Raw genomic sequence first — 14,585 nt, 5'->3', positions numbered from 1 at the left:
GGCGGTCGCGTCGGGAGGCTCGGCGGGAATCGCGTGGTGTTCCCGTGAAGCTCCGCTGTGGACAATATGGGGATGAGCCAGCAGGGGGACGACCGACGCCGTCAGGAAAACGACTGGTGGGGGGAGTTGTACGACCCTGCCCGGGCCGATGCCGGGCCCGCCGCGGCGGCCGATTCGGTGGACGACCGTTTCGACTCCGCGACCCGCACGCTCGGCGGCAGACGGCCGACTGGCGGGGAGCAGATGCCCGCTGCGGGGGCGCCCTGGGGCTCGTCGGAGCGTGAGCCGGGTGGAGACGCGCCGGGGCCGGAGGGTGGGTCGGGTGGTGCCGGGCCGTCCCCAGCCGCCTCCGCGTCGGGGCCGGGCGGGGGCGCGGGTGGTGGTCCGCAGGGGTGGCGACCTCCCGGAGGTGGCGACGGGTCCGGTGCCGCAACGTCCGCGCCGGGGCCGGGCGGGGGTGTGGGAGGTGGTCCGCAGGGGTGGCGATCCCCCGGGGGCGGGTCCCCGTCCGCCCCCGCGCCCCGGCGGCCCTGGCGGGCTGCCGGGGCCGGGTTCGTGGGCGACGGGCAGCCCTTCTACGAGCCCGAGCCGACCACATTGCCCGTGGCCGACCCGGAAGAGCCGTCCAGCACGGTGCCCGACACCGTGCTCGACGGCGCCCGCTACGGGACGTTCACCCTGCGCGCCGTATCGCTGCGCGGCGACGCGGCGCGCTCCGGGGGCGAGCCCCGGCGGGACACGCTGCTCACGGCCCGGTTCGGGACCGGGAACGGCGCCCTGGTCCTGGTCGCCGTGGCGGGCGGGGCGTCGCCCGAGGCCGCGCGGGAGCTGTGCGGCTGGATCGGCGCGGCCGTCGGCCGCAGCCACGCGCGGCTCGCGCAGGACATCCACGCCGCCCGGCGCGGCGCGCTCAAGTCCGGGCTGCACCGGCTCACCGACCGGGGCTACGGGCGGCTGCGCACCCGCGCGGCCGAACTCGGCCTCGACCCCGCCGCGTACACCGCCCCGGTGCGCTGTCTGCTGCTGCCCGCCCACCCGGGCTGCCGGGTGCGGGTGTTCTTCGGGGCCGGTGACGGCGGGCTGTTCCGGCTGCGCGACGGCGCCTGGCAGGACCTCGAACCGGACCCGAGGGAGGGCGACACCGTCGGCGGGCCCGTGCTCGCCTTCGGCGACGGGCGGCCGTCAGCCCCGGAACTGCCCGCCGAATGGGAACGCACGCCGGGCGGCGCCCCGCAGCCGGAGCCCGCGCCGGAGCCCGCGCCCGCGCCCGCGCCCGCGCCCGGCCCCGAGCCCACCGGCGCCTTCCGCTTCCGCGCCTCCGTCGCCCGACCGGGTGACACCCTGCTGCTCTGCGGCACCGGCCTCGCCGAGCCGCTGCGCGCCGAGCCCGCGCTCGCCGCGCACTTGGCCGAACGCTGGGCCGGGGCCGAGCCGCCGGGCCTCGCCGGGTTCCTCGCCGACGCCCAGGTGGGGGTCAAGGGGTACGCCGACGACCGTACGGCGGCGGCCGTCTGGGAGGCGTGAGCGTCCCGTTCATGGGTTGATGGTCCGTGAGGGAACACGGCAACCCGGGACGACAGGGACGATAAGGAACGAAAGGCGCCGCGATGGGCAAGCAGACCGTGGCCGAGCAATTCGTGGACATCCTGGCCCGCGCCGGGGTGCGGCGGCTGTACGGGGTGGTCGGCGACAGCCTCAACCCCGTCGTGGACGCGATCCGCCGCAACTCCGCCATCGACTGGATCCAGGTCCGCCACGAGGAGAGCGCCGCGTTCGCCGCGGGCGCCGAGGCGCAGCTCACCGGCAAGCTCGCCGGGTGCGCGGGCTCCTGCGGGCCCGGCAATCTGCACCTGATCAACGGGCTGTACGACGCCCACCGCTCCATGGCCCCGGTCCTCGCCCTCGCCTCGCACATCCCCAGCAGCGAGATCGGCACCGGCTACTTCCAGGAAACCCATCCCGACCAGCTGTTCCGCGAGTGCAGCCACTACAGCGAGCTGATCTCCAGCCCGCAGCAGATGCCGCGCGTGCTGCAGACCGCGATCCAGCACGCGGTCGGCCGCCGGGGCGTCAGCGTCGTCTCGCTCCCCGGCGACATCGCCGCGCGCCCGGCGCCCGAGCGTGCCGAGGAGCACGCGCTGGTGACCTCACGCCCCACCGTGCGCCCCGGCGACACCGAGATCGACACCCTCGCGCGCATGGTGGACGAGGCGAACCGGGTGACGCTCTTCTGCGGCAGCGGCACCGCCGGGGCGCACGCGGAGGTGATGGCCTTCGCCGAGCGGGTGAAGGCACCGGTGGGGCACGCGCTGCGGGGCAAGGAGCATATTCAGTATCAAAATCCTTTTGACGTCGGCATGAGCGGACTGCTCGGCTACGGCGCCGCGTACGAGGCCACCAACGAATGCGATCTGCTGATCCTCCTCGGCACCGACTTCCCGTACAACGCCTTCCTCCCCGACAACGTCCGCACCGTCCAGGTCGACGTCCGCCCCGAGCACCTGGGCCGCCGCTCCAAGCTCGACCTGGCCGTCTGGGGCGACGTCCGCGAGACGCTGCGCTGTCTGACCCCGAAGGTGCGCCCCAAGACCGACCGCCGGTTCCTGGACCGGATGCTGAAGAAGCACGCGGAGGCGCTGGAGGGCGTGGTCAAGGCGTACACCCGCAAGGTGGAGAAGCACGTTCCGATCCACCCGGAGTACGTGGCCTCGATCCTGGACGAGGAGGCCGCCGACGATGCGATCTTCACCGTGGACACCGGGATGAATAACGTATGGGCGGCCCGCTATCTGACCCCCAACGGCCGCCGCCGGGTGATCGGTTCGTTCACCCACGGCTCGATGGCCAACGCACTCCCGCAGGCGATCGGCGCCCAGTTCCTCGACCGCCGCCGCCAGGTCATCTCGATGTCCGGCGACGGCGGGTTCACGATGCTGATGGGCGACTTCCTCACCCTCGTCCAGTACGACCTGCCGGTGAAGGTCATCCTCTTCAACAACTCCTCCCTCGGCATGGTCGAACTGGAGATGCTGGTCTCGGGCCTGCCCGCGTACGGCACCGGCAACCACAACCCCAACTTCGCCCAGCTCGCCCGCGCCGCCGGCGCCTACGCCGAACGCGTCGAGAAGCCCAAGCATCTGCGCTCCGCGCTGCGCACCGCCCTCCACCACAAGGGCCCCGCCCTGGTCGACATCGTCACCGACCCCAACGCGCTGTCCATCCCGCCGAAGATCAGGGCCGAGATGGTGACGGGGTTCGCGCTGTCGGCCAGCAAGATGGTGCTGGACGGCGGTGTCGGCAGGATGGTCCAGATGGCCCGCTCCAACCTCCGCAACGTCCCCCGCCCCTGATCAGCCGGACTTCTGCCAGGCGCAGCTGCCGAGCGTGGCACGCCCCTTCTCCACCAGCGGATCGGCGACCTCGGCCGGCGGCATGGCGCTGTGCCCCCGGTAGCAGACGACGGTGCGGCCCGGGTACCCGGCCAGGTCGACGAGGATCTGGTCCCAATGCCGGTACTGCACGTCATGCCCCGCGTCGGCATAGCTGCGCACGGCCGGATCACCGGGCAGATGCTCCTTCCAGGTCCCGACCGTGCTGGGCGGCACGGTCGTGTCCTTCTTCCCGCTGTAGAGGATGACGGGCGCCTTCAGCTTCGACAGATCCGGTCCGGGCCGCCCGCAGTACAGCTTCTGCTCGTGCACCTGCGGCGCGGGGTCGGCCTGCTGCCCCCGCTGGTTGTAGGTGCGGGCGCCGTCCTCGTACGCGGTGTCGGCGAACCCGGGCACCCGCTTGGTCGGGCTGTCCTCCGGAAGCGCCCACCAGATCCGCGGATCGGCGATCTGCTTCTCCAGCGACGCGCCCAGCTCCTCGTCGGACATCGAGCAGTACGACGGCTTGGCCCCGTACGGCGGCAACGCGGCGGCCAGATGCAGGGACTGGACGCGGTCCGGCGCCAGGGAAGCCAGCTCGGCGGCGTAGGGCCCGCCACCCGAAATGGCGATCACGCTGACCTTGCGCACTCCGACGCGGTCCAGCACCTGCAGCGCGTCCTTCACGAAGTCGGCCTTGCCCAGGCCCTTGTCGAACTCCGTGTCCCCGAAGCCGTTGCGCTCGACGGATATCAGCCGCAGCCCGAGGGACTCCCGTGTGCTCCGCAGAAAGTCCGTCATATGCGCCGCCCTCGCGCTGGTCCCCGTGCCGCCGATGTAGAGCACCGGCTTCCCGTCCCGGGGCCCCTCGTCGATGTAGTGCGCGGTGCGACCCGAACCCAGCCTCATCGCCCGCACCTCGGGCCCGAGCGAGTCGAACTCGTCCTGAATGCGGACCTGATGAACGCCGGTGGCGCGGGGCTCACGCGGCGAGGTGGCGGTGGCGCTGCCACCCACCGCCCCGGAGCCGGAGAGCAGGAGGGTCGCGGCGGCGGTGGCGGCGATACCGGTGACGAGCGATCTGGGCACGTGTCTCTCCTGGCCGTATGCGGTGTGGATGACCGCCTGCTTACCCGTCCCGGTCGGAAAGACTCCTCATGCACCTGCCGTAGCCGTCAGTCCGTGAAGTCGTCGGTCAGGACGCAGTCGTCGACGAGGGCGGGGGCGGTGCTGGTGTCGCCGGTCGGCTGGTAGTTCGGGTTGCAGTTGAGGACGAGGAGATGGGACGAGGACAGATCCCGGAGCGTGTCGGGGTCGGCCGCGATCACGGCGAAGTCCTTGCCGACGCCGAAGCCGCCGTCGATCCCCGCGTTCGGGGAGTTTTTGATCCGCTTGGCGAGGTCGGCGCGGTAGGCCTTCTGGAACGTCTTCATGCCGTCGCCCGGACCGGTCCAGAAGACGCGGATGTAGTCGCCCCCGCCGTCGTCGCAGGTGCCGCGGAAGCGGACGCCCCAGCTCTCGTCGAACGTGGCGTCCATGGGGTAGTAGCGGGTGTCGGACGGGTCGATGCTGTACGTCTCGCAGGTCGTGAACCGCTGCAGGTACTCACCGGCCGCCATGACCGCCCCGGACTCCGGGAGGTTGTCGAGCATCAACCTCTGGCGCGTGGTGAGTCCGTCGGGCAGCACGCCGTCATCACCGGCGCCGCCGTTGCGCCCGCCCTCGGAGATCGGCGGTGGTTCCTCCGAGCCGTCGGTGCCACCGGCCAGGCCGGAGGCGCCGATCGCGGCGGGGGTGTCGCCGCCGCTCTTGCCCTTGTTGTCGTCCTCGCATCCGGTCAGCGACGCGGTCAGCACACCCGCGATCACCGCCGCCACCAGCACCCGCATCCTAAGTATGGTCATCCCCGTTTGCCCCCGTCGTGCCCTGATCCAGCTCAGCTCAGGGAATCTACACCGCCCTCAGCGTTCCGCGCGCCGGAAGAGCCGGGCCCCGGCGGCGAGGCACAGGGCGGCCAGGGCCAGGGTGACGGCGGCGCCGAGGGCGACGGTGCCGTCCGCGTAGTGGCCCAGGTACGCCTGGCGCACGGCGTCGACCGTGTAGCGGAACGGCACGGCGTGCGAGGCGCCGTCCAGCCAGCCGGGGGCCAGGGACATCGGCAGCAGCAGCCCGGACAGCAGCATCAGGGGCATGCCCGCCGTGTTGGCGATGGCGGCGAACTCGGGTGTGGTCCGTACGCGCATGGCCAGCCCGTACGAGAGGGCGGCCAGCGCCGCCGACAGTACGGCGACGAACAGCAGCCCGAGCAGGATTCCGGCGAGCGGCGCGCGCAGCCCGAAGGCCAGCCCGAGGAGGACGAGCAGCACCGACTGGGCCACCAGCTGGACGACATCGCGCAGCACCCGGCCGAGCAGCAGGGCCAGCGGGCTCACCGGGGTGACCCGCATCCGGTCGATGACCCCGAGGTTGCGGTCCATCAGCAGGCCGAGCCCCACGTACGAGCCGCCGAGCAGGGCGAGCTGGACGAGCACCCCGGGGACCAGGGTCTGCCAGGACGAACCGCTCACGCCGAGGCTGAGTTCGGTCAGCAGCGGTCCGAAGAGCGCCAGGAAGAGCAGCGGTTGGAGCATGCCGAAGAAGAGGTTGGTCTTCGAGCGGAGGGTGGACCGCAGAGAGCGGCCGAAGACGACTCCGGTGTCGGCGAGCAGGGTCATGGCGATGCCTCAATGGTGTGGAAGGTCAGATGGAGAGTGGAGCGTCGGTCGTGGGCGCGCGGCCGGTGATGGCCAGGAACGCGTCCTGGAGGCTGGCGGTGGGATCGCCCGCGTGGCGGGCCTTGAGGTCGGCCGGGGTGCCCTCGGCGACGATCACCCCGGCGTCCACGACCACGATCCGGTCGGCGAGCGCGTCGGCCTCGTCCAGATAGTGGGTGGTCAGGAAGACCGTGGTGCCGTGCTCGGCGCGGATGTGCCGGACCAGGTCCCACAGTTCGGCGCGGCTGCCGGGGTCGAGCCCGGTGGTCGGTTCGTCGAGGAAGACCACCTCGGGCCGGTTGATCAGGCCGAGCGCGATCTCCACCCGGCGGCGCTGACCGCCGGAGAGCGCGCCGGTGGGGCGGTCCAGCAGGGTGGTGAGGCCGAGGTCCCGGGCGAGTTCCCCGGCGCGCTCGCGCGCCTCGGCCCTGGGCAGCCGGTGCAGCCGTCCCTGGGTGACCAGTTCCTCGCGTACGGCGCAGGCGGGGTCGAGGCCGCCGGACTGGGCCACGTAACCGATCCTGCGGCGCACCCCCGCCGGGTCGCGGCGCAGATCGTGCCCGGCGACCGACGCCTCGCCGCCGCTGGGCGGCAGCAGGGTGGTGAGCATGCGCAGGGTCGTGGTCTTGCCCGCGCCGTTGGGGCCGAGGAAGCCGAGGATTTCGCCGCGGTCGACGGTCAGGTCGATGCCACGGACGGCGTGCACCGGTCCCGCCGGGAGCGGATAAGTCCGGGTGAGCCCCCGGGTGCGGATGGCCGGGGGAGGGGTGAGGGGTGTGGACATGGCTGCGATAAAAACATAGTCCGCTGCAAAACTGCAATGCATTTCAAGTTTGCAGTGCGGTTAGACTTCAGGGCATGGCAGAAGGGCTACGGGAGCGCAAGAAGCGGGAGACGCGGCAGCGCATCAACCGGGTCGCGATCGAGCTGTTCGTGGAGCGGGGCTTCGACCGCGTCACGATCGCCGAGGTCGCGGCCGCGGCGGAGGTGTCGGTCAACACCCTCTACAACTACTTCGAGTCGAAGGAGGACCTGGTGCTGCCGCCGGACCAGGCGTCCTCGCGGCGGCTCGCCGACCTCGTACGGGACCGCGCCCCCGGGGAGTCGGCGGCCGACGCGGTGCTGGTGCGGCTGCGCGACGAGGTGCGGCGGCGGGACCGCTCGCTCGGGCTGACCGAGGGCTTCGGGCGGGTCTTCGCGATGATGCGGGCCGCGCCCACGCTCATCGCCCGGCTGGAGGACCTCGGCCGGGAGATGACCGACGCGCTGGCCGCCGTGCTGGCCGAGGAGACCGGCGCCGCGCCGGACGATCCGCTGCCCCGGGTGGTGGCCACGCAGCTGGGCGCGTTCCACGCGCTGGTCTTCGCCGAGATCGGCAGGCGGACCGAGGCGGGGGAGGGGCCCGACGCGATCGCCGAGGCCGTGACCGGTCTGCTGGACGCGTACCAGGAAGTGCTGGGCGAGCCGCTGGCCACCTATGCCACGCGGGAAGAGGGGTGACCGTGTTCCGGGTGACGATGCGCGGGGTGTTCGAGGGGCTGGCCGAGGAGGACCGTGCCGCGCTGCTCGCGGAGGTCGACGCCTTCCGTACGGCCTACACCGAGGAGGGCACGTTCACGTACGACCGCGGGCTCTCCGCGTTCACCTTCCGCTGCCAGGTGCCCGTGGAATCCGAGGCCGACGGCGAGGCGGAGGCGGCCGAGCGGGCCGGGGCGGCGCTGGTGGCGCACGGCTATCCGCACCGGATCCTGCGGGTCGGGGTGACGGACATGCGCGCCATCAAGATCCGCCGCAAGGGGCGCGGAAGGTGAGGGGGCGCCCGGCGGGGTGGGGGACACCGCCGGGCGCCCGGGCGATTACGCGGGCACCGGCCGCAGCCGCAGCGTGACGATCTGATGCGGCCGCAGGGCCAGGCTCAGCCCGGCCGGGCCGGTGGCGGCCGGGTGGAGCGGGCGCTCCAGCAGATCGGTGACGTCCGCCGAAAGGACCGGGAACCCGGCGATGAGCGTGCCCGCCGCGCGGCCGCCGTGCGACTCGTACAGCCGCACCACCACATCCCCGCTGCGGTCCTCGGCGAGCTTGACCGACTCCACCGTGATCGCCGGGTTGTCGACGGAGAGCAGTGGCGCGGGCCCGGTCGGGCCGCTGGGCAGGGTACGGAGCGGCAGGTTCAGGGCCAGGCCCCCGGCGACCGCGTCGCCTACGCTCGCGCCCGGCAGCAGCGCGTAGCGGAAGTGGTGGGTGCCGAGGTCCGTTTCGGGGTCGGGGGAGTGCGGGGCGCGCAGCAGCGTCAGCCGTACGGTGGTGCCGAGCACGTTCCCGTCGGCTGAGTCATCGTCGGCGGAGTGCGCCGTACGCGTCACATCGTGGCCGTACGTCGAGTCGTTGAGCAGCGCGGCCCCGTACCCCGGCTCGGCCACCCGCAGCCAGCGGTGGGCGCAGATCTCGAAACGGGCCGCGTCCCAGCTGGTGTTGGTGTGGGTGGGGCGCTCCACATGGCCGAACTGGATCTCCGCCGTGGACTCCCGGGCGTGGACGTCCAGCGGGAACGCCGCCTTGAGGACCTTCTCCGACTCCTGCCAGTCCACCTCGGTCGCGATGTCGAGGCGCCCGCTGCCCGCCGCCAGGGTCAGTTCCTCGACGATCCGCGAGGCGCCGAAGACCCGGACGACGCGGACGGTCGCGCGCAGCGGACCGGACTCGGTCAGCTCGACGGACTCGGCGGCGGTGAGGTCGGTGTGGCTGCGGCGGTAGTGGCGGTCGATGTCCCAGGCGTCCCAGTGGTTGGGGTGGTCGGGGTGGAGCTGGAGGAGGTTGCCGCGCGCGCCCGGGGCCAGCACCTCGCGGCCCGCGCTCAGATCGAGGACGGAGGTGAGCAGCCCGTCGCCGTCGATGGTGACCCGCAGCAGATCGTTGTCGAGGACGATGGCGTGGCCGTCGCTCAGCGAGGTCACCGGCGGCGCGCTCCACGCCGTACCGGCGAGGGTCGCCGTACCGGCGAGGGCCGCCGTGCCCAGCCCGCCCACCCGGACCCCGGCCGCCGCGCGCCCGTCGCTCAGCGGCTGCACCGGGGCGTCGGCGGGCAGGGCCGCCGCCGTCTCCGGGTCCAGGACGGCGACCTCCTCGCGCTCGTACGGCGAGGCGTTGAGCACGGCGGGAGAGCCAGGACCGCCGGTGGTGCTCAGCGCCCGGAGCGCGTCCGTGACGATCCCCTCCAGCTCGGTGCGCACCCGCGCGTACGTCTCGCGCGCCTCGCGGTGCACCCAGGCGATCGAGGAGCCCGGCAGGATGTCATGGAACTGGTGCAGCAGCACCGTCTTCCAGATCCGGTCCAGATCGTCGTACGGATACGCGTACCCGGGCACGTGGAGCGCGGCCGCCGTGGCCCACAACTCGGCCTCCCGCAACAGGTGTTCGCTGCGCCGGTTGCCCTGCTTGGTCGCCGCCTGGGTGGTGTACGTGGCGCGGTGCAGCTCCAAGTACAGCTCGCCCGACCACACCGGCGCCTTCGCCCCGTACTCCCGCTCCGCCTCGGCGAAGAACACCGACGGCTTGTGGATCTCGACGCGCGGCGAGCCCTCCAGGGAGCCCAGCCGCCGCGCCTTCTCCAGCATCTCGCGGGTGGGACCGCCCCCGCCGTCGCCCCAGCCGAAGGGGACGAGGGAGCGGGTGGCCAGGCCCTTGTCGGCGAAGTTCTTCTCGGCGTGGGCGAGTTCGGCCGCGCTGAACTGGGCGTTGTAGGTGTCCACCGGTGGGAAGTGGGTGAAGACGCGGGTGCCGTCGATGCCCTCCCACCAGAAGGTGTGGTGCGGCATCTTGTTGGACTGGTTCCAGGAAAGTTTCTGGGTGAGGAACCACTTCACCCCCGCCAGCTTGGCGAGCTGCGGGAACGCGGCGGTGTAGCCGAAGGAGTCCGGCAGCCAGATCTCCTCGGTGTCCACCCCCAGCTCCTCCAGGAAGAACCGCTTGCCGTGCACGATCTGCCGGGCCAGGGCCTCGCCGCCGGGCATGTTGGCGTCCGACTCGACCCACATCGAGCCCACCGGCGCCCAACTGCCCTGCGCGACCGCCTTCTTGATCCGCTCCCAGATGTGCGGCTGGTTCTCCTTCACCCAGGCGTACTGCTGCGCCTGTGAGCACGCGAACACCAGCTCCGGGTAGTCCCCCGCGAGCGCCGTGACGTTGGCGAACGTACGGGACGCCTTGCGCACCGTCTCGCGCAGCGGCCACAGCCACGCCGAGTCGATGTGGGCGTGCCCGGTCGCCGAGACCCGGTGCGCGCTGGCGTGCGCGGGGCGCTTGAGCACCTCGGTCAGCTCGGCGCGCGCGGCGGCCGCGGTGGCGGGCACATCGTGCAGGTCGAGCGCGTCGAGCGCGTTCTCCAGGGCGCGCAGGATCTCGTGGCGGCGCGGCCGGTCCGCGGGCAGTTCGCGCATCAGCTCGGACAGCACCTCGATGTCCAGGACCAGATGCCATACGTCCTCGTCGAGAACGGCCACATCGGCGGACGCGAACCGGTACAGCGGCCGGTCCCCTGCGGTGAGGACGTCGCCGAGCGGGGTCGGGGTGAAGCCGTCGCGCAGTACGTGCGGATTGGCGGCCGCCTCCAGCAGCAGCCGTACGGGCTCGCCCCCGGCGGCCGGGGCCGCGAGCGGGATGTGGCGGTTACGGGGGTGGATGCCCTTGATCGGCACGCCGTGCGCGTCGTACACCAGCCCCTCGGCCTGGAAGCCAGGACCGTCGTCGGTGAAGCCGGGGTCGATGACGGCCTCGACCCGCCGCCCCGCCCACTCCGGCGGCACCGCGCCCTCCAGCCGGAACCACCAGGTCGACCACGGCTCGCCCCACTCCGTACCGGCCTCGAACCGCTCGTAGGTCCCATCGAGCGCGTCGGCGACCGGGACCGGCTCACCGGGGGCGCGCCAGGCGTAGAGGGACAGCGGAACGCGCGCCGGGTACTGGGCGGGCCGGATGAACTGGTGCAGCGCCCGTTCCAGGCGCCCCTCCACCAACAGTCGGTCGTCGTGCATCACGGCTCCTCGGGCTCGGCGCTCAGCGGATCACTCGGGAGGTGTCTTCCCCCGGTGTGTGGCGCGGCAACAGGCGGGAATGCATTCCGTGAGCGTGTTCGACGGCTTTCGACGCTGGCCGCGCCGAGGCGGCGGCCGGGGCGGGGGAGGATGAAGCGTCAGCCAGTACGGCAGGGCCGGATGACCAACCGGCCGGACTCTGGGGCGGTGGCCATCGAAGGGGAGCGGGGCCGGGCCCTCAGCAAGCGACTGAGACATGACGACTACGCGGCGGTGGCGGACGTCCGCGCCGCGCTGCGCGAGATGCTGCGGCACTGGGGCGAGCCCGGCCGGGCCGATCTCGCCGAGCTGCTGACGAGCGAGCTGGTGACGAACGCACTGGTGCACACCGACCGGGGTGCGCGGGTCAGGGCCACCCTGGGTGGCGGGAGCGCCGGACCGGTGGCGGGCCGATTACGGGTCGAGGTGCGGGACTTCGTGTCCCGTCACCCGACGCTGCGCGGCCACCCCCCGGAGGACAGCACCTCCGGGAGGGGCCTGCTGCTGGTGCACACGCTCGCGGACGCGTGGGGCGTACGGGCCCACGGCGTGGGCAAGGCGGTCTGGTTCGAGCTGGAGGCGGGCGGCTGACCTCGGGCTTGGCCTCAGGTTGGCCTCAGGTTGGCCTCAGGCTCGGGCTCGGCTCAGCCTCAGCCTCAGCCGAACTGCCGCTCGATCTGCGCGAGCTTCTCCTCAAGGGAGTCCAGCCGAGGGATCGTCAGGGTGTCGTCCTCGGCGGTGAGGTCGACGGTCCGCGCCCGGTCCGTGTCCTTGCCGTCCTTGGCGTCCTCGTCCTTCGCCTTGGACTTGTCCTGGTCGGCTTCGGTGGCGTCGGCGTCACCGAAGCCGAAGCTGAAATCCAGGTCACGGCTCCAGTCCCGGCCGCGGTCCTCGCGACGGTCGTCGCGGTAACTGGACTCAGCCGCGTCCGCGGACTGCAAGGCGGGCCGAGCTGAGGGCGCTGGCAGCTCGGCCGCTTCGGCTTTTCCCAGCGCGTTCTCCTCAAGGGAGGAGTCGGCCGTGAGTTGCGGCGGTTGGGCCGCAGGGGCGATGTCCACCTGGCGGCCGCCCCGGCCCCACGCCCGGTGCTGCCGGTTGAGCGCCCGTATCCGCGCCTTGTCCAGCTTCTCCTTGTCCCGGCGGCGGTCGCGCTTCTGCTCCTTCTCGCGCCGGTCCTCGCGGACCTCCTCGACGGCCTCGTCCAGCGTCCGGACGTTCTCCAGCAGCATCAGCGACCACGCGCCGAAGGTCTCGCGGGGTGCGCGCAGCCAGCGGACGATACGGATCTGCGGCAGCGGGCGGGGCACCAGGCCCTGTTCGCGCAGCGCCGCCCGGCGGGTCTGCTTGAGCGCCCGGTCGAAGAGGACCGCGGCCGACAGCGACATGCCCGCGAAGAACTGCGGGGCGCCGTCGTGGCCCATGCCGCGCGGCGCGTGCACCCAGTTGAACCAGGCGGCCGCGCCCGCGAACAGCCACACCAGCAGCCGCGAGCCGAGCGCCGCGTCACCGTGGCTGGCCTCGCGCACCGCGAGCACCGAGCAGAACATCGCGGCGCCGTCGAGCCCGAACGGCACCAAGTACTCCCAGCCGCCCGAGAGGTTCAGGTTCTGCTGCCCGAAGCCCACGAGGCCGTGGAAGGAGAGCGCGGCCGCGACCGCGGCGCAGCAGAACAGCAGGACGTACGAGGCCATCCCGTAGATGGCCTCCTTGCGCCGGCGGCGCTCCTCGCTGCGCTCCCAGGAGTCGGTGATCCCGCCCTCCTCCTTCTTCCCGTTACGGCCGCGCGCGAGGACAACTCCCGCCCCCACGACTCCGACGAGCGCTATGACGACTGGCAGGGCCCAGCCCAGCGATATGTCCGTCAGTCTCATCCGGTGCCCCTTGCCTCGCTTCCGTGAAGTTCTGGCCGCAGTACGGCCCTACTCGCGCGACATCCTGGCGGAATCGTGCCGGGCCTCAAGCGGTTTCTGGACAAGAGGCCGCCAAGTGGGCGGGGGGACACGCGGATAGGTGCGATACGGTTCGAACGCTCGCTCGTTGCAAGCGGCTTGATTCTATTCACGGAACCCGAGCGCGGGTAAATCCGATCGGTCGGCTTACCGTCGGCTTGTTGTCGGATCGCCGTCGGCCGTTCGAACCGCTTGGTGATCTTTCCCCGCCGCTGTCCGGTAGTGGGTGCTTCGGGGCCCCGTATCCGTGGCTGAAACGTATCGATCGCCGGTTCCGGTCCGGCCGGGGAGTGTGGTCAGGGTCATGCCGGTTTTCCTGTCCACTGTGTGTGGGCTTTGTCCTTGGGCGCCATCCGCATATCGTTCGATGGGATGTCAGGAGGACCCGAGTGGAGCAGGCCAAAGCCGAGGCGGCGACGGAGCCGCGGGACCCGTCCGGCGTGCCCGCGCCGCGCCGGTCCCCGCGCCGCCACTCCGTGCGCGGGCAGATCCTGGACGCCCTGCGGGACGCGCTGGTCGGCGGTGAGCTGACCCCGGGCGAGGTGTACTCCGCCCCGGCCCTCGCCGACCGCTTCGGCGTCTCGCCCACCCCCGTACGCGAGGCGATGCAGCAGCTCGCGGGCGAGGGCGCGGTCGAGGTCGTGCCGAACCGGGGCTTCCGGGTGGCCCGGCGCAGTGCGCGCGAGCTGGCCGAGCTGGCCGAGGTCCGCGCCCTGCTGGAGGTCCCGGTGATGCTCAGCCTGGCCCGGGCGGTCGCGCCCGAGCGCTGGGCGCGGCTGCGGCCGTTCGCGGAGGCGACGGCGGTGGCTGCGGCGAAGGGGGACCGGGCGGCCTATCTGGAGTCGGACCGTACGTTCCACCAGATGGTGCTGAGCCTGGCGGGGAACCAGCAGCTGGTTGTCGTGGCCGACGAGCTGCATCGGCGGGCGCAGTGGCCGCTGGCCTGCGGTCGTGCCGTGCGCACGGCCGACCTCGTCGCCGACGCGGCCGAGCACATGGCCCTTCTCGACGCGCTCGCCGCCCGCGACCTGGACGTGGTGGAGTCGCTGGTGCGCGAACACTTCACCTCAGGCGCCTAACCGCCCCGGCCGCGAGTCCGGGGCCCTGCCCCGGCCCCCGGGGCACCTACGGTGCGCCCCTACTCCGCGCCTTGCCGGACCCGGCCCGGGCGGTTGCGGTGCGCGGGTGGTTCGTCCCCCACCCCGCCCCTTCCCGAAACCGGGGCGCTGCCCCGGGCCCCGGGCGGTCCCGTGCCTTGCCGACCCCTGGCCCTCGCCCCGGCGGTTGCGCGCCCGGCCGGTGGTTTGTCCCCTGCCCCGCCCCTTCCCGTAACCGGGGCGCTGCCCCGGGTCCCGGGCGGTCCCGTGCCTTGCCGACCCCTGGCCCTCGCCCCGGCGGTTGCGCGCCCGGCCGGTGGTTTGTCCCCTGCCCCGCCCCTTCCCGTAA

Annotated in this window: 12 protein-coding genes; 6 read left to right on the top strand and 6 right to left on the bottom strand. The window is 72.7% G+C overall.

The features are described from left to right. Nucleotides 1-555: 555 nt before the first annotated feature. Both ACWC5C_RS18740 and ACWC5C_RS18735 read left to right on the top strand, forming a co-directional pair. The gene (locus tag ACWC5C_RS18740) at nucleotides 556-1,524 is read left to right on the top strand and encodes a protein phosphatase 2C domain-containing protein (RefSeq protein ID WP_450876548.1); all 969 of its coding nucleotides are present in this window, start codon (nucleotides 556-558) and stop codon (nucleotides 1,522-1,524) included. 83 nt (nucleotides 1,525-1,607) lie between these two features. Next, the gene (locus tag ACWC5C_RS18735) at nucleotides 1,608-3,350 is read left to right on the top strand and encodes a pyruvate dehydrogenase (RefSeq protein ID WP_450876546.1); all 1,743 of its coding nucleotides are present in this window, start codon (nucleotides 1,608-1,610) and stop codon (nucleotides 3,348-3,350) included. Here ACWC5C_RS18735 and ACWC5C_RS18730 read toward each other — a convergent pair whose 3' ends face one another. From ACWC5C_RS18730 to ACWC5C_RS18715, 4 genes are all read right to left on the bottom strand, one after another. Then, on the bottom strand, nucleotides 3,351-4,457 hold the full coding sequence (locus ACWC5C_RS18730) for an alpha/beta fold hydrolase (protein WP_450876544.1): 1,107 nt from the start codon (nucleotides 4,455-4,457) through the stop codon (nucleotides 3,351-3,353). Between the two features lie 86 nt (nucleotides 4,458-4,543). Next, nucleotides 4,544-5,272: a hypothetical protein gene (locus ACWC5C_RS18725; protein WP_450876542.1), complete on the bottom strand. Its 729-nt coding sequence runs from the start codon at nucleotides 5,270-5,272 to the stop codon at nucleotides 4,544-4,546. Nucleotides 5,273-5,329: 57 nt separating this feature from the next. Next, on the bottom strand, nucleotides 5,330-6,082 hold the full coding sequence (locus tag ACWC5C_RS18720; protein ID WP_450876540.1) for an ABC transporter permease: 753 nt from the start codon (nucleotides 6,080-6,082) through the stop codon (nucleotides 5,330-5,332). Nucleotides 6,083-6,107: 25 nt separating this feature from the next. Further along, nucleotides 6,108-6,905 carry an ABC transporter ATP-binding protein gene (locus ACWC5C_RS18715; RefSeq protein WP_450876538.1) on the bottom strand — a complete coding sequence of 266 codons (798 nt, stop codon included), beginning with the start codon at nucleotides 6,903-6,905 and terminating at the stop codon, nucleotides 6,108-6,110. Nucleotides 6,906-6,979: 74 nt separating this feature from the next. On the opposite strand from ACWC5C_RS18715, the gene ACWC5C_RS18710 reads away from it, so the two are divergent. Together ACWC5C_RS18710 and ACWC5C_RS18705 are read left to right on the top strand one after the other, a co-directional pair. Beyond that, entirely contained in the window at nucleotides 6,980-7,621 is a 642-nt protein-coding gene (locus ACWC5C_RS18710; RefSeq protein WP_450876536.1) for a TetR/AcrR family transcriptional regulator, read from the top strand. Next, nucleotides 7,618-7,932, top strand: a complete 315-nt coding sequence (locus tag ACWC5C_RS18705; protein WP_450876534.1) for a DUF6204 family protein — start codon at nucleotides 7,618-7,620, stop codon at nucleotides 7,930-7,932. Before ACWC5C_RS18710 ends, ACWC5C_RS18705 begins: the two co-directional genes overlap by 4 nt. A 45-nt stretch (nucleotides 7,933-7,977) precedes the next feature. Here the strand turns inward: ACWC5C_RS18705 and ACWC5C_RS18700 are convergent, their stop codons facing one another. Further along, nucleotides 7,978-11,151 carry a glycoside hydrolase family 38 N-terminal domain-containing protein gene (locus tag ACWC5C_RS18700; RefSeq protein WP_450876532.1) on the bottom strand — a complete coding sequence of 1,058 codons (3,174 nt, stop codon included), beginning with the start codon at nucleotides 11,149-11,151 and terminating at the stop codon, nucleotides 7,978-7,980. Between the two features lie 150 nt (nucleotides 11,152-11,301). Between ACWC5C_RS18700 and ACWC5C_RS18695 the strand changes: the two genes are divergently transcribed. Beyond that, a complete protein-coding gene (locus tag ACWC5C_RS18695) occupies nucleotides 11,302-11,781 on the top strand; it encodes an ATP-binding protein (protein WP_450876530.1) in 480 nt (159 codons plus the stop codon). Nucleotides 11,782-11,846: 65 nt separating this feature from the next. Here ACWC5C_RS18695 and ACWC5C_RS18690 read toward each other — a convergent pair whose 3' ends face one another. Further along, entirely contained in the window at nucleotides 11,847-13,061 is a 1,215-nt protein-coding gene (locus tag ACWC5C_RS18690; protein ID WP_450876528.1) for a DUF2637 domain-containing protein, read from the bottom strand. A 467-nt stretch (nucleotides 13,062-13,528) separates the two neighbouring features. Between ACWC5C_RS18690 and ACWC5C_RS18685 the strand changes: the two genes are divergently transcribed. Further along, nucleotides 13,529-14,218: a GntR family transcriptional regulator gene (locus tag ACWC5C_RS18685; RefSeq protein WP_450876526.1), complete on the top strand. Its 690-nt coding sequence runs from the start codon at nucleotides 13,529-13,531 to the stop codon at nucleotides 14,216-14,218. Nucleotides 14,219-14,585: the final 367 nt, after the last annotated feature.

The organism is Streptomyces sp. NPDC001700, from assembly GCF_053596435.1.
This window is presented reverse-complemented; position numbering and strand designations above follow the sequence as displayed.

Bases quoted from the DNA above. Each gene is read 5' to 3' on its own strand.
- ACWC5C_RS18735 (WP_450876546.1), top strand. From the start codon at position 1,608: ATGGGCAAGCAGACCGTGGCCGAGCAATTCGTGGACATCCTGGCCCGC.
- ACWC5C_RS18725 (WP_450876542.1), bottom strand. From the start codon at position 5,272: ATGACCATACTTAGGATGCGGGTGCTGGTGGCGGCGGTGATCGCGGGT.
- ACWC5C_RS18720 (WP_450876540.1), bottom strand. From the start codon at position 6,082: ATGACCCTGCTCGCCGACACCGGAGTCGTCTTCGGCCGCTCTCTGCGG.
- ACWC5C_RS18715 (WP_450876538.1), bottom strand. From the start codon at position 6,905: ATGTCCACACCCCTCACCCCTCCCCCGGCCATCCGCACCCGGGGGCTC.
- ACWC5C_RS18710 (WP_450876536.1), top strand. From the start codon at position 6,980: ATGGCAGAAGGGCTACGGGAGCGCAAGAAGCGGGAGACGCGGCAGCGC.
- ACWC5C_RS18700 (WP_450876532.1), bottom strand. From the start codon at position 11,151: ATGCACGACGACCGACTGTTGGTGGAGGGGCGCCTGGAACGGGCGCTG.
- ACWC5C_RS18695 (WP_450876530.1), top strand. From the start codon at position 11,302: ATGAAGCGTCAGCCAGTACGGCAGGGCCGGATGACCAACCGGCCGGAC.
- ACWC5C_RS18690 (WP_450876528.1), bottom strand. From the start codon at position 13,061: ATGAGACTGACGGACATATCGCTGGGCTGGGCCCTGCCAGTCGTCATA.